Raw genomic sequence first — 20728 nt, forward strand, 5'->3', positions numbered from 1 at the left:
CATGGCCTGGACGCGTGATGATATGGCGGCGCGCGCCGCGAAGGAATTACAGGACGGCTTTTACGTCAATCTGGGCATCGGCATCCCGACGCTGGTCGCCAACCACATCCCCGACGGGATGGACGTGACGCTGCAGTCGGAAAACGGCATGCTTGGCATCGGCCCTTTCCCGATCGAGGGAGAGGAAGACGCCGACCTCATCAATGCGGGGAAGCAGACGATCAGCGAACTGCCGCAGTCGGTCTATTTCAGCTCGGCGGAAAGCTTCGCGATGATCCGCGGCGGGCATATCGACCTCACTGTGCTGGGCGCGATGGAAGTCGCCGAAAATGGCGACATCGCCAACTGGATGATCCCCGGCAAGATGATCAAGGGCATGGGCGGCGCGATGGATCTGGTCGCCGGCGTCAAGAAGATCATCGTCGTAATGGAACATAATGCCAAGGACGGCAGCCCCAAATTCATCCCCGCCTGCACCCTGCCGCTGACCGGCAAGAATGTCGTCGACATGATCATCACCGACCTCGCGGTGTTCAAACGCGACGATCATGACAGCCCGTTCCGGCTGATCGAGCTCGCACCGGGGGTGACGGCGGACGAAGTCGCAGCTAAGACGACGGCCAAATATGAGGTCGCCGTCTGATCGAGAGTCCATGCTGCGTGCTTTGATGATATTGATTGCGGCCGGCGCGCTCGTTTTCGCCGGCTGGTTCGGAGTTCAGGCGCTGGGCGACAGCCAGCCACTGGCAAGCGTGCCGATTCCCTTCGCCGCTCCTGAAAATCTGCCCGACACGCCCGACAAATGGCGCGGGCGGATCGACTATCGCGCGCTCGACCGGCAACTGACCGATCTCGCCGCCCGCCCCGAAATGGCAGGGCTGGCGGTGGCGGTTGTCGAGGACGGCAAGCTGAGCTTCGTACGCACCTACGGCGTCGCCGACGCCGATAGCGGCGCGCCGGTGACCCCGCACACGCTGTTCCGCTGGGCGTCGGTGTCCAAGACCGCGACCGGCGCGCTGGCCGCGGCGCTGAGCAAGGATGGCGCGGTGAACCTCGACCGGCCGGTCGCAAGCTGGCACAGTTCGCTGCGCCTCCCCGGCGGCGCCGAATCGCATGTGACGCTGGCCGAACTGCTCGCCCAGCGCACCGGCCTCACCAAAAATGCCTATGACGAAAAGCTGGAGGAAGGGCAGAGCCCGGCGCTCCTGCGCACCAGCCTCGCCGGCGCGCCGCTGCAATGCGAGCCCGGCACCTGCCACACCTATCAGAATGTCGCCTTCGACACGGCGAGCGAGATTCTGGGCGCCGCGGCGCACAAATCCTTCGGCGATGCCGTCGAGGACCGCTTTTTCCTGCCGCTCGGAATGGTCAGCGCCGGCTATGGCGCAGAGCGGCTAACGGGCGCGAAGGATTGGGCACGGCCGCACCGCGGGCGCCACGTCCAGCCGGTCAAGGAAGCCTATTGGCGCGTCCCCGCCGCCGCCGGCGTCGAAAGCGATATCGTCGATTTCGCGACCTGGATGCAGGCGATGATGGGTAATCGCCCCGACGTTCTGCCGAAGGATGTGCTGCAAATCGCCCATCAGCCGCGCGTCGGCACAGCGCGGCTCTATGGCGGCGCGTTGCGGCAGGCGATCGGCGATGCCTCCTATGGCCTCGGCTGGCGTAACTTCACCTATGCTGGGCTCCACCTCCAGGGCCATTCGGGCGCGGTGTCGGGTTATCGCGCCACGATGATCTTCGAACCCGCGACGCGCACCGGCGTCGTCGCGCTGTGGAACAGCGACTGGGGCTTCCCCTTCCGCATCCCATTTGCCGCACTCGACAGCTACCACAAGCGCGCCGATGCGGCCTGGCTCGACCTCAGCGAACTGCCCAAGCTCAAGGGCGCGCCCGTCGCGACCGCCCCCAGCGCCGACGACAGCAATGGGTGAGGAGCCACCACGCATGTATGTGCTGATCACCGCCAACCGCAATTATTCGAGCTGGTCGCTGCGCCCGTGGATGCTGATGAAAGGGCTCGGCATCGGCTTCGAGGATCGCGTCGAGCCTTTCGCCAAACCCGTCAATTACGACGCCTTCCGCAGCTTTTCGCCGACTGGTCAGGTTCCGGCGCTGCTCCACGAGGGGCGCACCATCTACGACTCGCTCGGCATTACGCTTTATCTCGCCGACCGGCACGATGGCGTCTGGCCCGACGATCCCGACGCACGCGCCTGGGCGCAATGCGCGGTGGCGGAAATGCACAGCGGCTTTGCCGCGCTCCGCAACGATTGCACGATGAATGTCGGCGTCCGCGTGACGCCCAAGCCGATGTCGGACGCCCTCACCGCCAATGTCGCGCGCATCCGCGAGCTGTTCGAGGAAGGTTTGACGAAGTTCGGCGGCCCATGGCTCGCCGGCGCCGACTTCTCGGCCGCCGACGCCTTTTTCGCACCGGTCGCCTTTCGTATCCGCACTTACGGCCTCGACGTCGGCGCGGGACAGGCGTGGGTCGACCATATGCTGGCGCACCCCGCCATGCGCGAATGGGAGCGGCAGGCGCTCGCCGAAGAGTGGCGCGAAGAAAGCCACGAAGCCGAGCTGGCCGCAGCCGGGGTAATTACGGCGGATTACCGGACGGCCTGAGCCCTCCTCCTTCGTCATTGCGACCCCGGCGAAAGCCAGGGGAAGCAATCTCCAGCGATCGGAATTTAACGCCGCCAGCCGGAAGTTGCTTGGTCGCTTCGCTCCTCGCAATGACGAGGTTCAGTCCGCCAGCGCCTCGCGCACCACGGCGACGCCTGCTTCACGCTGCGCCTTCAATTCGGCCTTCAGCCTGGCCGGATCGCGTGCAAAGACGAAGCCGAAGCTGACCCCGCCTTCCTTGCCGATCGTCGCATGGTGCAGCTTGTGCGCCTGCACCAGCCGCTTGGCGTAGCCGCGCCGCGGTACCCAGCGGAAATAGCGTTGATGGACCAGCCCGTCATGCACCAGCGTATAGATGATGCCATAGCAAAGGATACCGAGGCCGATCCACGTTCCTGGTTCCCACGCCGCCGCACCGAAGATCATTGGGCTACCGATCGCGAACATCGAAATGCTCATCGCGGCCCCGACGATGGCGAACAGGTCGTTCTTCTCCAGCCGACGCCCGTGCGGTTCGTGATGGTCGCGGTGCCAACCCCAGCCGAAGCCGTGCATGATATATTTGTGGCTTGCCCAGGCGACGCCCTCCATCGCGATGACGGTGGCAAGGACAAGGGCGATGATGGCGAGCGTCGACATGGGGGAGAGTATAGGCCGGTTAAGGCAGCCGCGCCATCATCTCCTCATTCCCCGCTATGGGTATCGGCGACCGAAAATTGCGTTTTTGATCGCCACTCGCTTGCAAAGTTGTGTGGGCAGCGTAAGTGAACCCGCATGACTCGGCCCCGCACGCTTTATGAGAAAATCTGGGACGCGCATGTCGTTGAACAGCGCCCCGACGGTACCTGCCTGATCTTCATCGACCGCCACCTCGTCCATGAAGTCACCAGTCCGCAAGCCTTCGCCGGGCTTCGCGCGAGCGGCCGCACGGTGCGCCGTCCCGACCTGACGCTGGCGGTTCCCGATCATAATCTGCCGACGACGGCGCGGCGCGATGCGGCGGGCAATCGGCTGCCGATCGCCGACCCCGAAAGCGCGGCGCAATTGGCGGCGCTCGAAAAGAACGCACCCGAATATGGCATTCGCTACATCGACGCGGTGGCGCCCGAGCAGGGTATCGTCCATGTCGTCGGCCCCGAACAGGGCTTCTCCCTGCCCGGCACGACGATCGTCTGCGGCGACAGCCACACCGCCTGTCACGGCGGCATCGGCGCGCTCGCCTTCGGCATCGGAACGAGCGAGGTCGAGCATGTGCTGGCGACGCAGACATTGCTGCTCCAGCCCGCAAAGACGATGGAAGTGCGCGTCGAGGGTGATGTCGGGCCCGGCGTCAGCGCGAAGGACATCATCCTTCACATCACCGGCGTGATCGGCGCTGCTGGCGGTACCGGCCACGTCATCGAATATACCGGCAGCGCGATTCGCGGCCTCAGCATCGAGGGCCGTCTGACGGTCAGTAACATGGCAATCGAGGGCGGCGCCCGCGCTGGCCTGATCGCACCCGACGATGTCACCTTCGCTTATCTGAAGGGCCGCCCCTACGCGCCGAAGGGGGCCGACTGGGAGGCTGCGGTCGCCTATTGGCGCAGCCTCGCGACCGATCCGGGCGCCAGCTATGACAAGACCGTCGTCATCGACGCTGCCGACATTGCACCGAGCGTTACCTGGGGAACCAGCCCCGAGGACGTGGTGCCGATCACCGGCTTCGTTCCCGATCCTGCGAGCTTTGCCGACCCGTCGAAACAGGCCGCCGCCGCCAAATCGCTTGCCTATATGGGCCTCGAACCCGGCACGCGAATGCAGGACGTCGCGATCGAGAACATCTTCATCGGCAGTTGCACCAACAGCCGGATCGAGGACATGCGCGCTGCCGCTGCGGTCATCAAGGGCCGCAAAAAGGCCGACAATGTCCGCTGGGCGATCGTCGTTCCGGGATCGGGCCTGGTAAAGGCGCAGGCCGAAGCCGAAGGGCTCGACCGCATCTTCATCGACGCAGGGCTCGAATGGCGCGAGCCGGGCTGTTCGGCGTGCCTTGCGATGAACCCCGACAAGGTGCCCGCAGGCGAACGCTGCGCATCGACGAGCAACCGCAATTTCGTCGGCCGCCAGGGTCCGGGCAGCCGCACGCATCTTGTCAGCCCCGCCATGGCGGCGGCGGCGGCGGTGACCGGCAAGCTCACCGACGTGCGGGAGTTGATGGCATGACCCCACTGGAAAAGGTCGAAGGCCGCGCGATTCCGCTCGGGCTCAAGAATGTCGATACCGACGTCATCATTCCCGCGCACTGGCTCAAGACCACGAGCCGCGAAGGCATGGGCCGCGGCGCGTTCGAAAGCCTGCGCGCCGATCCCGACAATCTGTTCGACCGCCCCGAGAACAAGGGCGCTCCGATCCTGATCGCGGGCGACAATTTCGGCTGCGGGTCGAGCCGCGAACATGCCGCCTGGGCGCTCGGCGACCTTGGCATCCGCGTCGTCATCGCGCCCAGCTATTCCGACATCTTCTCGGGCAATGCGGTCAAGAACGGCATCTTGCCCGTGGTGCTGCCGCAGGCGGCGGTCGACCGGCTGATCGAGGTCGCGGCAACCGATCCGATTCACGTCGACCTCGACACGCAGACGGTGACGACGCCCTTTCAGGATCGCTTCACCTTCGAAATCGACCCGTTCCGCAAGATGTGCCTGCTCGGCGGTCTCGACGAGATCTCGCTCACCGAAAAGAGCGGCGGGGCGATCGACGCTTATGAGGCAAAACTAGCGGCCGAGCGGCCCTGGCTGCAGCCCGCGCTCACCGAATAACCAACGAAACAGGAAAAGGAGACGATGATGAAGGCTCTTCTGTCGACCGCGACCGGCGGCCCCGAAACGCTCGAACTGGGCGAGGTTGCGCGCCCCACCCCCGGCAAAGGGCAGATGGTCGTCGATGTGAAGGCCTGCGCGGTCAACTTCCCCGACGTGCTCATCATCGAGGATAAATATCAGTTCAAGCCGCAGCGCCCCTTCGCCCCGGGCGGCGAGGTCGCGGGCATCGTGGCCGAGGTCGGCGAAGGCGTGACCGATTTCAAGGTCGGCGACCGGGTGATTGCGGCGTGCGGCAACGGCGGCATGGCCGAGGCGGCGCTGGTCAATGCCGCCAATAGCTATCCGCTGCCCGAAGGGCGCGACTTTGCCGAAGGCGCGGCGCTCCTGATGACCTATGGCACCAGCATTCATGCGCTGGTCGATCGCGGCCATATCGAGGAAGGCGATACGCTGCTCGTCCTTGGCGCCTCGGGCGGAGTCGGCATTGCCGCGGTCGAACTGGGCAAGGCATTCGGCGCGCGCGTCGTCGCCGGCGTATCGAGCGAGGCAAAGGCCGACATCGCACGTCAGGCCGGCGCCGACGAAGTCGTCGTCTATGGCTATCAGCCGTTCGACAAGGAGGCCTCGAAAGCGCTCGCCAACACGTTCAAGGCGGCGGTCGGCGGCGACGGCGCCAATGTGATCTACGATGCGGTCGGCGGCGATTATTGCGAACCGGCGCTGCGCTCGATCGCATGGGAAGGACGCTACCTCGTTGTCGGCTTCCCCGCGGGCATTCCGCGCCTGCCGCTCAACCTGACCCTGCTCAAGAGCTGTGACGTCGCCGGTGTTTTCTGGGGGGCCTTCGCCGCCCGCGAGCCGCAGCGCAACCGCGCCAATATCGCGCGCCTGTTCCAGCTTTGGGAACAGGGCAAGATCAGCCCGCGCGTCACCGAACGCTTCGCGCTGGCCGATGGCGGCAAGGCGATCGCCAAGCTCGGCGACCGCAGCGCGGTCGGCAAGCTGGTCGTGACGATCTGAAATATCGCCCCGATCCCGCGCTGACCGAGGCGCTCGACGCACTGGCGCGGCCGACCGGCCGGATCGAGGTGCGCGTGACGCCCGGCGCGGGGCGCGACGAGGTACGGATCGATGCCGGCACCGTTTTGCTGCGCGTCACCGCCCCGCCCGCCGACGGCGCCGCCAACGAGGCGGTGCTGCGCCTGCTCGCGGCCGCGCTCGGCCGGCCACGCCGCGATCTGACGCTGCTGCGCGGCGCAACGGCGCGGATAAAACTGGTCGCGGTCGCGCTCGACTGATCGCAAAGCAAGGCCCCGCTTAACCATTTATCAGGGGCTCCCCCCTATCGTTCAATGCAGGACTATTGGGATTCAGGGATCAACGATGGCGGACCCCCGTTCGGCCAGTGATGGGCAGGCGATGAGCCTTGCGAATATTTCGCGGACTCGCCGTGCGCAGTTGATTGCCGAGTTCGAGGGCGAACTCGGCATCGATCACAAGGCGCGCGCGCGCGCCGCCTATGAAGAAAAGCGCTGGCGCATCATCAAGACGATCATTGTGTGGACGATCGCGCTGATGTTCTTCGCGGTTGCCTGCTACAAATTGTGGCTGATGGGCCTGCAGGTCGACAGGCCCTTTTCCGACCTCAATCCGATCGACAATATTTTGGGCAAATAGGCCGAGCGGCCGATCCGGGCACCCGAAGGCGCCCGGTCACAAACACTTCCTCAGTAAACGCGCGCCTTCGGCTTGATATATTCGGCATCGTCGGTCAGCGTATATTCGTGGACCGGGCGGTAATCGAGCGTCACCTTGCCGTCCTTGCCGCCCCAGCCGTCGAACCAGCTGATCGTGTGCTTCATCCAGTTCGCATCGTCGCGGTTCGGGAAATCCTCGTGCGCGTGGGCGCCGCGGCTTTCCTTGCGGTTGAACGCCGAATGCATCGTCACCGTCGCCTGCGCGATCAGATTGTCGAGCTCGAGCGTTTCGACGAGATCGGTGTTCCAGATCAGGCTGCGGTCGGCGACATGGACGTCGGTCATGCGCTCATAGGTCTTGGCAAGCTTGTCCTTGCCCTCGGCCATCAGCTCGTCGGTGCGGAAAACCGCCGCATGCTGCGACATCGCGCGCTGCATCTCGGTGCGGATTTCAGCGGTCGGCGAACCGCCGCTCGCGTTGCGGAAATGGTCAAGGCGGCCAAGCGCGAGGTCGGCGCTGTCCTTGGGCAGCGCAGGCTGCGCGGCGCCGGGCGCGACAAGTTCCTTGAGCCGGTGCCCCGTCGCGCGTCCGAAGACGACAAGGTCGATCAGGCTGTTCGAGCCGAGGCGGTTCGCGCCATGGACCGACACGCACGCCGCCTCGCCGACCGCGAACAGGCCGGGGACGACCGCATCGGGGTTGCCGTCCTTCAGCGTCACGACTTCGCCATGATAGTTACAGGGAATGCCGCCCATATTGTAATGGACCGTCGGCACGACCGGCAGCGGCTGGCGCGTCAGGTCGACGCCCGCGAAAATCTTGCCGCTTTCGGTGATGCCCGGCAGACGCTCCGCCAGCACCGCGGGATCGATATGATCGAGGTGCAGGAAGATATGGTCCTTGTGCGGACCGACGCCGCGGCCTTCGCGGATTTCGAGCGCCATCGAACGCGACACGACGTCGCGCGACGCCAGATCCTTCGCCGAGGGGGCATAGCGTTCCATGAAGCGCTCGCCCTCGGAGTTGGTGAGATAGCCGCCCTCGCCGCGCGCGCCCTCGGTGATGAGGACGCCCGCACCGTAGATGCCGGTCGGGTGGAACTGGACGAACTCCATGTCCTGGAGCGGCAGGCCCGCGCGCAGCACCATCCCGCCGCCGTCGCCGGTGCAGGTATGCGCCGAGGTGGCGGTGAAATAGCAGCGGCCATAGCCGCCGGTCGCGAGCACGACCGCCTGGCTGCGGAAGCGGTGGATGCTGCCGTCTTCCATGCACAGCGCGATCACGCCGCGGCACACGCCGTCTTCCATGATCAGGTCGAGCGCGAAATATTCGATGAAGAAGTCCGCGTCATACTTCAGGCTCTGCTGATAGAGCGCGTGGAGCATCGCGTGACCGGTGCGGTCGGCGGCGGCGCATGTGCGCTGCACCGGCGGGCCTTCACCCATATTCTGCATATGGCCGCCGAACGGGCGCTGATAGATGGTGCCATTGGCGTTGCGCGAAAAGGGCACGCCGGCATGTTCGAGTTCGTAGACCGCGGCGGGCGCCTCGCGCACCATATATTCGATCGCGTCCTGGTCGCCCAGCCAGTCGGAGCCCTTGACGGTGTCGTACATATGCCACTGCCAATGGTCGGGGCTGTTGTTGCCGAGGCTGGCGGCAATGCCGCCCTGCGCCGCAACGGTGTGGCTGCGCGTCGGGAACACCTTGGTGATGCAGGCGGTGCGCAGGCCGGCCTCGGCGCTGCCCATCGTGGCGCGCAGGCCCGAACCGCCGGCGCCGACGACGACGGTGTCATAGGTGTGGTCGATGATCTTGTAGGCTTCGGTCATATCACATGCCCCCCGGGCCGAGCGCGGCGGGCGCCAGCGCGATGCGCACGATCGCGAAAATGCCATAGGCCGCGCCGCCGAACGCATAGAAATTCAACAGGACGATCGACAGCAGACGCGTCGCTTCGCCGTGGACATAATCCTCGATCAGCACCTGCAGCCCGAGGCGCAGGTGCCAGAAGACGCTGACCACGAGCAGGATCAGCGCAAAGGCGACCATCGGCTTCGACGCCCACTGCATCAGCGCGGCATGGTCGCCGAGCGGCAAGCGGAGCAGCGAGACGACGAACCAGGTGACGAGCAGCACATTGCCGAGCGCGGTCAGCCGCTGCTGCAGCCAGTGGCCGGTACCGTGGTGCGAAGCGCCAAGTCCGCGAACCCGGCCGAGAGGCGTTCCGTTACCCATTGAGCGCCTCCTTGGCGATATAGAGCCAGGTCGCGGCGGTCGCGAGGATCGCGCCCACGATCACGACGGTCGACCAGAGCTTGTTGGCCTTGAGTTCATAACCCGCGCCGGTATCGAGGACGAAGTGGCGCAGCCCCGAAAACAGATGCTGGAAAAAGGCCCAGGTCAGACCGACGAGCACGATCTTGCCCAGAATATTGGTGACCTGATGCACGCCGCCGCCCGCAGGGTCGTGCCAGACGCAGGCGACGAAGGCCGCATAGGCCTCGGGGCCCGCCGCGATCGCGCCGAGCCAGCCGAGGAACATCAGCGCACCGACGATGGCCAGCCCGTCACCGCTGACGCGGTGAAAGATCGAGACCGCCATGTGCGGCCCCCATTTATACACCTGGAGGTGCGGCGAGAGCGGACGCCCGCTCGGTTCTTTGCCAGCCATATCAGCCCCATTCCGTGACTCTAGTCGGTCGATGGGCGCCGGTTTAGCGCCGCGCGCACGATATGCAATTGCTTAGGGGGCGATGGAGGCAAGAAATCGCAGGCAGCCGGCCCCGGGATCGAAGGATCGTCCGGGGCCGACGCGCCTTATTTGATCTTGTCGCGGTTCGCGTAGAGCAGCGCCGCAAGCACTGCGGCCGAACCGACGCCGATCCCCGCCGCCGTCTTCCAGCCGATCTTGCGGCCGCCTTTCGCCGCCTCCCGGTCGGCCGCCTCGGTCGCCTCGGCGGCTTCCTTCTGGGCCTGCTGCTCGCGCGCGGCGCGCAGCACTTCATTTTCTTCTTCGTCTTGCGGGGGAGGCGGCACTTGGTCGGTCATCGTCTCTCTTGATCCTATGGTCTGGCGTCAGGCGAGTGCCTGCTCGACAGGCACATAGTCCGTTCCCACCGCTTCGGCTACGGCTTCGAACGTCACCTTACCATTCCATACGTTCAGGCCCTGCGAAAGATGCATATCGCGGCGCAGCGCTTCTTTCCAGCCGAGGTCGGCGATGCGCAGCGCGTGCGGCAGGGTGACATTGTTGAGCGCATAGGTGCTCGTGCGCGCGACGGCGCCGGGCATGTTGGCGACCGCATAATGGACGATGCCGTCGACGACATAGGTCGGATCGGCGTGCGTGGTCGCATGGCTCGTCTCGAAACAGCCGCCCTGGTCGATCGCGACGTCGACGAGGACCGATCCGGGGCGCATTGTCTTCAGCATGTCGCGCGTGACGAGCTTCGGCGCTTCGGCGCCGGGGATCAGCACCGCGCCGATGACCAGATCGGCCTCGGCGACGCATTCGGCAAGGTTCGCGCGGTTCGAAAAGCGGGTCTTCGCGCGCGCTTCGAAAAAGGTGCCGACGCGTTCGAGCACTTCGGGATCGCGATCGAGGATCGTGACGTCGGCGCCCAGCCCCGCCGCCATCTGCGCCGCGTTGAAGCCGACGACGCCGCCGCCGATCACGCAGATTTTGCCCGGCGCCACGCCCGGCACGCCGCCGAGCAGCACGCCGCGGCCGCCATGCGCCTTTTCAAGCGCGGTCGCGCCGGCCTGGATCGACATGCGCCCCGCGACCTGGCTCATGGGCTTCAGGAGCGGCAGGCCGCCATGCGGGCTGGTCACGGTTTCATAGGCGATGCACACCGCGCCCGAATTCATCAGATCGCGCGTCTGCTCGGGATCGGGCGCAAGGTGAAGATAGGTATAGAGAATCTGGCCTTCGCGCAGCATCGCGCGCTCGACCGCCTGCGGCTCCTTGACCTTCACGACCATTTCGCAGGTCGCGAAAATTTCTTTGGCGCTGTCGACGATCTCGGCGCCCGCCTCGACATAGAAGCGGTCGTGAGCGCCGATGCCCTCGCCCGCGCCGGTCTGGACGAGGACGCGGTGACCATGAGCCACCAGTTCGCGGGCGCTCTCGGGCGTCAGGCCGACGCGATATTCGTGATTCTTGATTTCCTTGGGGGTGCCGATGATCATGCTGTCTCTCCGATTTGCCGGAACGGACGCGCGCATTTTCGCCTATCCGAAGCCTTCGGGCAAACATAACAGCGTATCGGCGGGATTTGCTTGCAAACTATCGTTCGCATAACGATAAACACGCAATATTTTTGCGTCATTCTGGATGAACACGCGACATGATCGATCGAATCGATGCAAAGCTGCTTAACCTGTTGCAGCGCGAGGGGCCAAAACCCGTCGCTGAACTGGGCGAACGGGTCGGACTTTCGGCCTCCGCCTGCCATCGCCGCATCCGCGCGATGGAGGCGGCGGGGATCATCACCGGCTATGCCGCGCGCATCGCCCCCGACACGATCGGCCTCGGGCTCGACGTGTTCGTCGACATCAGCCTGACCTCGCAGAGCGAAGAGGCGCTCACCGCTTTCGAAAGCGCGGTCAAAAGCTTCGACGAAATCCTCGAGTGCCAATTGCTGTCAGGCGCGTCCGACTATCGGCTGCGCGTCGCTGCGCGCAATGTCGCCGATTTCGACCGGCTGCACCGCCACTGCCTGTCGCGCCTTCCGGGTGTCGCCGCGATGCACAGCGCCTTTGCCCTGCGCACCATAAAGGGCTTCGAAGGCTATCCCGTCCAACCCACCGAGCGCCGCTGAACCGAGCGAAACCGGCCGCGCTGGTTAACGGTGAATTTACCAATTTCCTTCCATATCCGGCAGACGCAGTTTGGGATGATGGCGGGCGACAGACCTGCGCGTCCCGGGGTCGGCAAGGGAACAGGATCATGGTGAAGGAAAATCCGATTCATAAGCAGCAAATCGAGCCCGTTCTGATGGCCGATCGCTTCCCGACCTATGACCTCGACGGCCGGCTCGCCGCCGACGGGGCCGAAGTGCACATGATCCTGTCGGGGCTGGAGACGCAGCTGGCGACCGCCTATTGGGATGCCTTCAACGCGCTGCCCATCGTCACCCGCAAGATCGAGGGTGAACTGCTTGAATCCTATATTCGCGGCAGCGCGCGGCACATGCAGACCAAATATGCCGACGCCGCGGGGCAGGAGGCCGCGACCATCGCGTGCCAGAACACCCATATGGCGCTGCGCGTCGGCCTGCCGATCGCGACCGTGCTGTCGTGCATCGGCGAGAGCCACAAGCTGGCCATCCATTATGTGATCGAGGCGTGCGCCGGCGACACGGCGCGCCAGACACGCCTGACCGCGGCGATCAACCGTCTCGCGCTGCTCGAAATGGACATCATGCTCGCCTATGCCGAAAAGCTCGACCGGGCAGCGATCTCGCAGGAGCGACAGGCGCTGGCGAGCGATTTCGACCGCTCGATCGCCTCGCTGGTCCAGGACAGCGACGGGGTGCGCCAGCAGCTCGCCAAACAGGCCACATCGGCCGATCATGCCGCGCGCGGCATGATCGCCAAGACGAGCGAAGTCGCCGCGGCGTCCGAGCAATCGGCGATGGCGATGCGCGAAGCCGCATCGACCGCCGCCGGGCTGATCCGCGCGATCGAGGATGCCCGCACCGAGGTCGAAGCATCGGCCAGCGTCGCGACGCGCGCCTCCGAACAGGCGGGCGAAGCGGTGGCCATGTCCGACGCGCTGTCGCGTCACGCCGAATCGATCGAATCCATTCTGGGCCTGATCCGCGAAATTGCGGGCCAGACCAACCTCCTCGCGCTCAACGCGACGATCGAGGCGGCGCGCGCGGGCGAATCGGGCCGCGGCTTTGCCGTCGTCGCGCAGGAAGTGAAGAGCCTCGCCAACGAAACCGCGCGCGCGACCGACGATATTGCGGGCAAGATCACCGCGATCCAGCAGGCAACGCGCGGGTCGGTCGCGGCCAACCAGTCGATCCAGCAGACGATCATCGAGGTGCAGCAGTCGGCGCAGCGAATTCGCGATGCGATGGACGCGCAGGCGCAGACGGTCACCTCGATCACCGCCGCCGTCGACGAAACCGCGCTCGCCGCCGACAGCATGTCGTCGACCATCGCCAGCATCCGCAACGATTCGGGCACCGTCGCCAGCGAAATCAGCGTGCTCAGCCAGGAATTTTCCAAGATGGGCGAGCGGCTGCAGGCACTGGAAACCGCCGCGAGCGAATTCAGCCGCCGCGTCGCCTGATCCGTCGCGCCCTGCTTGGCAAGCGGCCCGCCGCTCGCCTAAGGCGGGGGGATGAAAACCCACATCCTGATTACCGGCGCGAGCCGCGGCATTGGTGCGGCCATCGCCGACGCGCTTGCGACCGACGCGGCGAAGGTCGCCGCGCTGTCGAGCGCCGACGGCGACCTTGGCGACCCTGCGATTGCGGACCAACTATGGGCCAAAAGCCTCGACCGGCTCGACGGCCGGATCGACGTGCTCGTCAATAATGCCGGCGTTTTCGAAGCGAATCCGATCGACAGCAGCGACGCCGACTGGCTCGAAAGCTGGAACCGGACCCTCCAGATCAACCTGACCGCCGCCGCGCAGCTGTGCCGCCGCGCGGTGCAGCACTGGCAGGCGCGCCGGGCCGCAGGCGACACGAGCCATGGCCGGATCGTCAATATTGCCAGCCGCGCCGCCTATCGCGGCGACAGTCCCGCGCATTGGCATTATGCGGCATCGAAGGCGGGCATGGTCGCAATGACCAAGACGATTGCGCGCGGCTATGCTCATGAAGGCATCCTCGCCTTCGCCATTTGCCCGGGCTTCACGATGACCGGCATGGCCGAGGACTATCTCGCCAGCCGGGGCGGCGACACATTGCTCGCCGACATCCCGCTGGGCCGCGTGGCGGGCCCCGAGGAAATCGCCGAAATGGCGCGCTGGTGCGCGCTCGAGGCGCCGCCGTCGATGACCGGGGCGATCCTCGATGCCAATGGAGCCAGCTATGTCCGCTAAAAGTCTTGCCCTGGCCGCCCTGATGCTTGCTGCCCCGATGCCTGCGGGATGCGCGCCGCAGGCGAGCGCTCCGGCCGCGGCGCCTCCTGCCCCGACGGGCAAGGTGCTCGCCGCCGCCTGCGCCGATCGCGACGGCTGGAGCGATCCCGCGCCGCCGGCCAAGCTGTTCGGCAACACTTATTATGTCGGCACCTGCGGCATCACCGCGTTGCTCATCGACGCACCGGCCGGACCGATCCTGATCGATGCCGCAACCGCCGAAGCGGCGCCTGCGATCCTTGCCAATATCCGCGCGCTGGGCTTCGATCCCAAGCGCATCCGCGCGATCCTCACCAGCCATGAACATTTCGATCATGTCGGCGGTCTCGCGGCGCTGCATGCCGCGACCGGCGCGCCGGTGATCGCGCTTGCCGACGCCGCGCCGCAGCTCGAAAGCGGAACCCCCGACCCGCGCGATCCGCAGCGCGGCGCCCTCGATAGCTTCACCGCCGTGCCGGTCGCACAGCGCCTGCGCGACGGACAGCCGATCGCCTTTGCCGACATCCGGATCACCGCGCACGCGACCCCCGGCCACACGCCGGGCAGCACGAGCTGGACGTGGCAATCGTGCGAAGGCGCCGCCTGCCGTACCATCGCCTATGTCGACAGCCTGACCGCTATTTCGGCCGACGGCTACCGCTTCAGCGACCATCCCGACTATGTCGCGATGCTGCGCGCGACCTTTGCCAGGGTGCCGACGCTGCCCTGCGACATTCTGGTCACCCCGCATCCCGGCGCGAGCAATTTGTTCGCGCGGTTGGCGGGCGAGGCAAAGCTTGCCGCCGCCGATGGCTGCGCCGCTTATGCCGCGGCAGCAGGCAAGCGACTCGACGATCGGCTGGCGAAAGAAGCGGCAACGCGATGAGCTGGATCGTCTCGCTGCCCTGCACGCGTGCGGAGGCCGAAGCGCTGTCGGGTGAAATCCCGGCGCTGGATGCGGCCCCTGAAGCGCCGGTCGTCGTGACGCGCGAGATCGACGAAGAGGCCGGAACGTGGCAGCTCGACGCCTATATGGACGACGCGCCGGGCGATGATCTGCTGCGGCTGATCCAATCGCTCGCCCCGAGCGCGAAGGGCGTCGCGCCGACCGTCGCCGAATTGCCCGAAGAAGATTGGGTCACGCTGTCGCAGCAGGGGCTCGAGCCGGTGCGCGCCGGACGCTTTTTCGTCCACACCAGCAGCTATGCCGACCGCGTCCCGCCGGGCACGACATCCTTTCTGATCGATGCGAGCCAGGCCTTCGGCACCGGCGGGCACGACACGACCGCGGGCTGCCTCGCGATGCTCGACCGCCTCGACCGCGTGGGCGCCGCACCGCGCAATATCGCCGACATCGGGACGGGCACGGGCCTGCTCGCCTTCGCCGCCATGGCGCTATGGCCGCGCGCGCGCGTCATCGCGTCGGACATCGACCCGGCGAGCATATTCGTCACGCGTGACAATGCCGCGATCAACGATGTGCCACTGGGCCGCGGCGGCGGCCGGCTCGCGCTGGCGGTCGCGCCGGGGACCGACCATCCGGCCATAAGGCACCGGGCGCCCTATGACCTCGTCATCGCCAATATTCTCGCCGGGCCGCTCATCACTCTTGCTCCCGACATTGCCGCTGCGACCGCACCCGGCGGCCGCGCCATTCTTGCCGGCCTGATCGCGCGCCAGATGGATCCCGTAGTCGCCGCCTATCGCGCGCACGGCTTTCGCCTGTCCGCGCGCGGCGGCAGCGCGGAATGGCCCTGTCTGCTGCTCACCAAGCGGCGGCGCTACGGCTACCGCCGCAAGGAACGCGCCCTGCACCGCGCCAGCCCCTCGGACGCGAGCTTCGGGAGCTGGTGAAAATCAGGCTTTCGCCGCCGCATAGTCCTGCGTGCCGCGGGTGATGACGCTATCGTCCGGCAGGATGTCGGCGATCGGGATCGGCGGCAGCGCGGCGTTCGCGGCATAGAGAGGAGCAAAGTCGGTGTTGACCGTCGTCTCCAGAAGCTGGTCCAGACTATCGATCACGAAATAATTCTGCTGGAAATCGTCGATCCGGTAATCGGTGCGCATCACGCGCGCCAGGTCGAAACCGATGCGGTTGGGGCTGTCCGAATCGAGTGCGAAGACGCTTTCGGCGTAGGACGAGACGATCCCCGCGCCATAGATGCGCAGGTCGCCGCCCTCGCGGATCAGCCCGAATTCGACCGTGTACCAATAGAGCCGCGCGAGCTGCTTCAGCGCGTCGAACTGCAGGCTCCTGAGGCCGCCTTCGCCATAAGCGACCATATAATCGGCGAATATCGGGTCGGCGAGCATCGGGACATGGCCGAACACGTCGTGAAAGACGTCGGGTTCCTGCAGATAGTCGAGCTGCTGCGGTGTGCGGATGAAATTGCCCGCCGGGAAGCGCCGGTTCGCCAGATGGTCGAAAAACACGTCATCGGGGACAAGCCCCGGCACCGCCACGACCTGCCACCCCGTCGCCGCCATCAGCCGCGCATTGAGTTCGCGATAATCGGGGATGCCCGGCTTTTCGAGCTTGAGCACGTCGATCCCGCGCAGAAAGGCGTCGGCGGCGCGTCCCGGCAGCATCTCGGACTGGCGCGCGAACAGCCGGTCCCACATCGCATGCTCGTCGGCGGTAAAGGCGTCCCAATCCTGCGATATCGTCCAATCCGCCGCGGCGCCCGGCGGCGGCGTGTCGTGGACGTGCGTAAACTGGCTTTCCATGCGTGCAATCTACCATCAATATGGTTTCAAGTGAAACTTTATTTGCCGACCTCGACGATTTGCGTTGCCAGCCGGTCGACCTCGGCCCGATCGTGGCTGACATAGAGGATCGGCACTTTCAGCTCGTCGCGTATCCGTTCGATCACCGTCATGATGTCGTCGCGCCGCGCCGCGTCGAGCGACGATAGCGGTTCGTCCATCAACAGGATTTGCGGCGCCGCGAGCAAGGCCCGGCCGATCGCGACCCGCTGCGCCTCGCCGCCCGACAGGCTTTGCGGCCAGCGACCGAGCAAATGACCGATACCCAGGAAATCGGCGGCCTCATCCAGCGTCATCCAGCGATTAGCCGGATCGGCGAGACGCCAGCCATAGAGGAGATTGGCCTTCACGCGCCGATGCGGAAAGAGGCGCCCGTCCTGAAAGACATAGCCGACGCGCCGCGCCTCGGGCGGCAGGTCGGTGGCGCCGTCGAACAATGTCCGTCCGCCGATACGGATATGCCCGCGATCGGGGCGCAGCAGCCCGGCGACCATGTTGAGCAGGCTGGTCTTGCCGACCCCCGAAGGCCCGAACAGCGCGGTCAGTCCGGCTTCGGCCGTGAACTGCGCCCCGATGACGCTCGCGCCGAAGCGCCTTTCGACGTCGATATCAATCGCCATGCCGCGCCCTTTCGGCATGGGTGCGCCGCACCAGCCACTCGGACAGGATCAGCGCACCGAGCGACAGCGCGACCGACAGCAGCGCGAGCCGGGTTACCATCGCCTCCGCCCCCGGCACCTGCAGCGCCGAATAGATGGCGAGCGGCAGCGTCTGCGTTTCGCCGGGAATGTTGGAAACGAAAGTGATCGTCGCGCCGAATTCGCCGATCGAGCGGGCGAAGCCGAGCACGAGCGCCGCCAGCACGCCGGGCAGAGCGAGCGGCAGGCTGACCGTCCGGAAGGCGTGCCAGCGCCCCGCCCCCAGCGTCCGCGCCGCGCCTTCGAGCCGCCGGTCGATCCCCTCGATCGACAGGCGCATCGCGCGTACCATCAGCGGGAGCGCCATGATCGCGGCGGCCAGCGCGGCGCCGGTCCAACGGAACATCAGCGTGACGCCGAGCCACTCCTGCAGCCGGCTGCCGATCGGGCCGAGCGGGCCGAAGGCGACAAGCAGCAGCCAGCCGGTGACGACGGGCGGCAGGACGAGCGGGAGATGGACCAGCGCGTCGAGCAGCAGCCGCCCGGGAAAGCGATAGCGCGCGAGCACCCAGGCGAGCGCGAAGGCAAGCGGCAGCGTCGCGAGCACTGCGACCCCGCCGACCTTGAGCGACAGCGCAACAATCCCCCACTCCTCGGCCGACAGCATCAGGGCGCCGTGAAGCCGTGGCGCGCAAAGATCGCGCGCGCCTGCCGCGACAGCAGGAACGCGCGGAACGCTGCGGCCTCGCCGCTGCGCGACGACTTGAGGAGCGCCAGCGGATAACGGATCGGCGGATGGCTGGCGGCGGGAAAGGTCCCGACGACGCGCACCGCCTGTGACGCCTGCGCATCGGTGGCGTAGACGATGCCGAGCGGCGCGGCGCCGCGTTCGACGAGCGCCAGTGCGGCGCGGACATTCTCGGCCGGGGCAAGCTTGTTCGCCACATCGCCCCACACGGCGAGAGCGGTCAGTGCCGCCTTGGCATATTTGCCCGCGGGCACCGCTTTCGGATCGGCAACCGCCAGCCGCCCGCCGCCGAGCGCGCGCGCCAGTGCGAAGCCGCGCGCGGGGGCAAGGTGCAACCTGCTCGCATTGGGGGCGATCAGCACGAGCCGGTTGCCGACCAGATTGGCGCGCGTGCCGGGACGCAGCAGTCCCGCCTTGGCGACCGCGTCCATCCAGGGCTCGTCGGCGGAGATGAACAGGTCGGCGGGCGCCCCCGCCATGATCTGCCGCGCGAGCGCCGGCGATCCCGCAAAGGACAGGACGGGGCGCGCATGCCCCTGCGCCGCCCAGGCGTCGGCGGCGTCGGTCAGCGATTCCTGAAGGCTGGCCGCCGCAAGGATCAGCGGCCCGCGCTCGGCCGCCGCCGCCATGGGCGCCAAGGTGGTCAGCACAAGAAGGATGAGCAGGCGCCGGAGGATCGTCATGGCGGCGACCATAGCCATGCTAGGCGGGGCGCGAAAGCGGCGGGAGGACGCGCACCTGGCGATAGCCGCGCTCGATCGTCCCGCGCGCCGACAGATCGCGCAGCGCGGCGCCGAGCGTGACGCGCGAGACGCCGAGCAGATCGGCGATCTGTTGCTGCGTCGCGCGCACCGTCATCCCGTCGGCGGCGTCGGCGGCCATCGCCGCGAGCAGCCGCGCCAGCCGCTCGGCGACGGGCAGCCGCCGTTCGGCATCGATGATGTCGAGCGACACCGCAAGCTGGCGGCCCAGGCTGCGCAGCAGCAGCTCGGCCCAGCCGATGTCGGCGGTCATCAGCGCGCGAAGCACCGGGCGGTCGATGGCAACCAGGCGCGCCGGACCGCTGGCAATCGCGTCGACTTGGCGTTCCAGCCCGGTGAAGAAGGCCAGCTCGCCGAAGATATCGCCCGGCCCCAGCACCGCAAAGGCGGTGAACGCGCCATCCTCCGCATAGCGTCCGACGAGTACATGCCCCTCGATCACCGCCCAGAAGGCATCGCCCGGATCGCCCTGATGCTGAACGAACTGGCCATCCGCAAAGGATCGCGGCGACGTCATCGCGAGCAGCCGGTCGCGTTCGGTGCCCGACAGGCGCGTTCGCTCGGCAAGAGCCAATTGATAACTTCTTTGCATTGCCGAGTCGGTTTCTGTGCCAACGCGCGGTGAAAGACAAGTGGCACGGGGCCATAGCGGGAGAATCGGGATGCAGCTTACCTCGGCCCAGTCGAGCCTGATCGTCGTTGCAATCTATGTCGGCTTCTGCCTGCTCGAGCTGATCCGCACGCGCCTGTTCGCCAAATCCGAACAGTCGCGCCACGACGGCATCATCGAAATCGTCAGCACCTTCACGCTGCTCATCGCGACCCAGCCCGCAATCCTGCTGATCGTCGGCGCGCTCGGCCACGCCTGGTTTCCGCAATATGAAGGCGCGCTGGCGCACGCCCCCTGGTACGCCGCGCTCGCACTGTTCCTCGTCTTCGAAGACATGATGCAATATTGGTGGCACCGCGCGTCGCACAGCACCGCTTGGCTCTACAACCTGCACCGCGCGCACCATAATGCCCGCTATATGAGCGTCCGGCTCGTCTACCGGAACAACATCATCTATTATGCGATGATGCCGAGCATCTGGTTTGCCGGGGTGCTCGTCTTCCTCGGGCTCGGCTGGTTCTACGCCTTCTATCTCATCGTGAAGATGGCGGTGATCATCGGCGCGCACAGCGACGTCGCCTGGGATGCGCCGCTCTATCGCATCCGGGCGCTCGCGCCCGTGATGTGGGTCGTCGAACGCACGATCAGCACCCCCGCGACGCATCATGCGCATCACGGCCGCCACGCCGACGATCCGGCGGTCAACTACAAGGGCAATTTCGGCAATCTTCTGTTTTTCTGGGACGTGCTGTTCGGCACCGCAAAGATCACGCGCAGCTATCCGCAAAGCTATGGCGTCGAAAATCTGCCGCCGGCCACGCTGGGCCAGCAGCTTTTGTGGCCGATCTTTCCCGAGAACAAGGATATGCATGCGGTCATCCCCGGCGCCGTGCCGGGGACCAGCGAACCGCATGCGGTCGCGGCGGGCTGAACGGGTCGCAGCACGTCCCGCCAGCGCGCGGCCCGGCACCTGTGGGGGATGCCGGGCCGTTTG

At 66.4% G+C, this 20728-nt stretch carries 25 protein-coding genes; 14 read left to right on the plus strand and 11 right to left on the minus strand.

Going from position 1 to position 20728, the window contains the following annotated elements; translation table 11 throughout:
• Position 1: 1 nt before the first annotated feature.
• From L0963_RS18585 to L0963_RS18595, 3 genes are read left to right on the plus strand one after another with little or no spacing between them, the layout of a single operon-like run.
• Entirely contained in the window at positions 2 to 643 is a 642-nt protein-coding gene (locus L0963_RS18585; RefSeq protein ID WP_003042921.1) for a CoA transferase subunit B, read from the plus strand.
• Between the two features lie 25 nt (positions 644 to 668).
• On the plus strand, positions 669 to 1934 hold the full coding sequence (locus tag L0963_RS18590) for a serine hydrolase domain-containing protein (protein WP_234181129.1): 1266 nt from the start codon (positions 669 to 671) through the stop codon (positions 1932 to 1934).
• Between the two features lie 13 nt (positions 1935 to 1947).
• Positions 1948 to 2628, plus strand: a complete 681-nt coding sequence (locus tag L0963_RS18595) for a glutathione S-transferase family protein (RefSeq protein WP_234181131.1) — start codon at positions 1948 to 1950, stop codon at positions 2626 to 2628.
• A gap of 120 nt (positions 2629 to 2748) precedes the next feature.
• Here L0963_RS18595 and L0963_RS18600 read toward each other — a convergent pair whose 3' ends face one another.
• On the minus strand, positions 2749 to 3267 hold the full coding sequence (locus L0963_RS18600) for a sterol desaturase family protein (RefSeq protein ID WP_062901048.1): 519 nt from the start codon (positions 3265 to 3267) through the stop codon (positions 2749 to 2751).
• Between the two features lie 135 nt (positions 3268 to 3402).
• Between L0963_RS18600 and leuC the strand changes: the two genes are divergently transcribed.
• The 5 genes from leuC to L0963_RS18625 all read left to right on the plus strand — a co-directional run bounded on the left by leuC (position 3403) and on the right by L0963_RS18625 (position 7106).
• Positions 3403 to 4833, plus strand: coding sequence for a 3-isopropylmalate dehydratase large subunit (leuC, locus tag L0963_RS18605; protein WP_186401177.1), 1431 nt, complete (start codon positions 3403 to 3405; stop codon positions 4831 to 4833).
• On the plus strand, positions 4830 to 5426 hold the full coding sequence (gene leuD / locus L0963_RS18610; protein WP_003042939.1) for a 3-isopropylmalate dehydratase small subunit: 597 nt from the start codon (positions 4830 to 4832) through the stop codon (positions 5424 to 5426). The genes leuC and leuD overlap by 4 nt, the downstream gene beginning before the upstream one ends.
• 27 nt (positions 5427 to 5453) lie before the next feature.
• A complete protein-coding gene (locus L0963_RS18615; RefSeq protein WP_062903020.1) occupies positions 5454 to 6449 on the plus strand; it encodes an NADPH:quinone oxidoreductase family protein in 996 nt (331 codons plus the stop codon).
• Positions 6450 to 6517: 68 nt separating this feature from the next.
• A complete protein-coding gene (locus tag L0963_RS18620) occupies positions 6518 to 6727 on the plus strand; it encodes a DUF167 domain-containing protein (RefSeq protein WP_326490205.1) in 210 nt (69 codons plus the stop codon).
• Positions 6728 to 6812: 85 nt separating this feature from the next.
• The gene (locus tag L0963_RS18625; protein ID WP_234181134.1) at positions 6813 to 7106 is read left to right on the plus strand and encodes a hypothetical protein; all 294 of its coding nucleotides are present in this window, start codon (positions 6813 to 6815) and stop codon (positions 7104 to 7106) included.
• 50 nt (positions 7107 to 7156) lie between these two features.
• On the opposite strand, the gene sdhA is transcribed toward L0963_RS18625, so the two are convergent.
• From sdhA to ald, 5 genes are all read right to left on the minus strand, one after another.
• Positions 7157 to 8959, minus strand: coding sequence for a succinate dehydrogenase flavoprotein subunit (gene sdhA, locus L0963_RS18630; protein WP_234181136.1), 1803 nt, complete (start codon positions 8957 to 8959; stop codon positions 7157 to 7159).
• 1 nt (position 8960) lies between these two features.
• Positions 8961 to 9365, minus strand: coding sequence for a succinate dehydrogenase, hydrophobic membrane anchor protein (gene sdhD / locus L0963_RS18635; RefSeq protein WP_003042951.1), 405 nt, complete (start codon positions 9363 to 9365; stop codon positions 8961 to 8963).
• The gene (gene sdhC, locus L0963_RS18640; RefSeq protein ID WP_062901051.1) at positions 9358 to 9801 is read right to left on the minus strand and encodes a succinate dehydrogenase, cytochrome b556 subunit; all 444 of its coding nucleotides are present in this window, start codon (positions 9799 to 9801) and stop codon (positions 9358 to 9360) included. The genes sdhD and sdhC overlap by 8 nt, the downstream gene beginning before the upstream one ends.
• A gap of 146 nt (positions 9802 to 9947) precedes the next feature.
• Positions 9948 to 10178: a hypothetical protein gene (locus L0963_RS18645; RefSeq protein WP_186401180.1), complete on the minus strand. Its 231-nt coding sequence runs from the start codon at positions 10176 to 10178 to the stop codon at positions 9948 to 9950.
• A gap of 27 nt (positions 10179 to 10205) precedes the next feature.
• A complete protein-coding gene (ald, locus tag L0963_RS18650) occupies positions 10206 to 11321 on the minus strand; it encodes an alanine dehydrogenase (protein WP_234181138.1) in 1116 nt (371 codons plus the stop codon).
• Positions 11322 to 11479: 158 nt separating this feature from the next.
• On the opposite strand from ald, the gene L0963_RS18655 reads away from it, so the two are divergent.
• From L0963_RS18655 to L0963_RS18675, 5 genes are all read left to right on the plus strand, one after another.
• Positions 11480 to 11953, plus strand: a complete 474-nt coding sequence (locus L0963_RS18655) for an Lrp/AsnC family transcriptional regulator (RefSeq protein WP_003042965.1) — start codon at positions 11480 to 11482, stop codon at positions 11951 to 11953.
• 128 nt (positions 11954 to 12081) lie between these two features.
• Complete coding sequence (locus tag L0963_RS18660; RefSeq protein ID WP_234181140.1) at positions 12082 to 13434, plus strand: methyl-accepting chemotaxis protein; 1353 nt, start codon at positions 12082 to 12084, stop codon at positions 13432 to 13434.
• A 51-nt stretch (positions 13435 to 13485) separates the two neighbouring features.
• Positions 13486 to 14193, plus strand: a complete 708-nt coding sequence (locus L0963_RS18665; RefSeq protein WP_234181142.1) for an SDR family NAD(P)-dependent oxidoreductase — start codon at positions 13486 to 13488, stop codon at positions 14191 to 14193.
• On the plus strand, positions 14183 to 15097 hold the full coding sequence (gene bla / locus L0963_RS18670) for a subclass B3 metallo-beta-lactamase (protein WP_234181144.1): 915 nt from the start codon (positions 14183 to 14185) through the stop codon (positions 15095 to 15097). Before L0963_RS18665 ends, bla begins: the two co-directional genes overlap by 11 nt.
• The gene (locus L0963_RS18675; RefSeq protein WP_234181146.1) at positions 15094 to 16065 is read left to right on the plus strand and encodes a 50S ribosomal protein L11 methyltransferase; all 972 of its coding nucleotides are present in this window, start codon (positions 15094 to 15096) and stop codon (positions 16063 to 16065) included. The genes bla and L0963_RS18675 overlap by 4 nt, the downstream gene beginning before the upstream one ends.
• Before the next feature lie 3 nt (positions 16066 to 16068).
• Here the strand turns inward: L0963_RS18675 and phhA are convergent, their stop codons facing one another.
• The 5 genes from phhA to L0963_RS18700 are packed head-to-tail and all read right to left on the minus strand — an operon-like array spanning position 16069 to position 19716.
• A complete protein-coding gene (gene phhA / locus L0963_RS18680; RefSeq protein ID WP_234181148.1) occupies positions 16069 to 16938 on the minus strand; it encodes a phenylalanine 4-monooxygenase in 870 nt (289 codons plus the stop codon).
• A 38-nt stretch (positions 16939 to 16976) separates the two neighbouring features.
• Positions 16977 to 17597 carry a molybdenum ABC transporter ATP-binding protein gene (locus L0963_RS18685; RefSeq protein ID WP_234181150.1) on the minus strand — a complete coding sequence of 207 codons (621 nt, stop codon included), beginning with the start codon at positions 17595 to 17597 and terminating at the stop codon, positions 16977 to 16979.
• On the minus strand, positions 17587 to 18282 hold the full coding sequence (gene modB, locus L0963_RS18690; protein ID WP_217373097.1) for a molybdate ABC transporter permease subunit: 696 nt from the start codon (positions 18280 to 18282) through the stop codon (positions 17587 to 17589). The genes L0963_RS18685 and modB overlap by 11 nt, the downstream gene beginning before the upstream one ends.
• Positions 18282 to 19046 carry a molybdate ABC transporter substrate-binding protein gene (gene modA / locus L0963_RS18695; RefSeq protein ID WP_442800568.1) on the minus strand — a complete coding sequence of 255 codons (765 nt, stop codon included), beginning with the start codon at positions 19044 to 19046 and terminating at the stop codon, positions 18282 to 18284. Before modA ends, modB begins: the two co-directional genes overlap by 1 nt.
• 19 nt (positions 19047 to 19065) lie before the next feature.
• Positions 19066 to 19716: a Crp/Fnr family transcriptional regulator gene (locus L0963_RS18700; RefSeq protein ID WP_234181153.1), complete on the minus strand. Its 651-nt coding sequence runs from the start codon at positions 19714 to 19716 to the stop codon at positions 19066 to 19068.
• 70 nt (positions 19717 to 19786) lie between these two features.
• Between L0963_RS18700 and L0963_RS18705 the strand changes: the two genes are divergently transcribed.
• Positions 19787 to 20665: a sterol desaturase family protein gene (locus tag L0963_RS18705; protein WP_234181155.1), complete on the plus strand. Its 879-nt coding sequence runs from the start codon at positions 19787 to 19789 to the stop codon at positions 20663 to 20665.
• Positions 20666 to 20728 lie beyond the last annotated feature (63 nt).

Origin of the sequence: Sphingopyxis sp. NFH-91, assembly GCF_021401285.1 — a bacterium.
GTDB lineage: Bacteria > Pseudomonadota > Alphaproteobacteria > Sphingomonadales > Sphingomonadaceae > Sphingopyxis > Sphingopyxis terrae_A.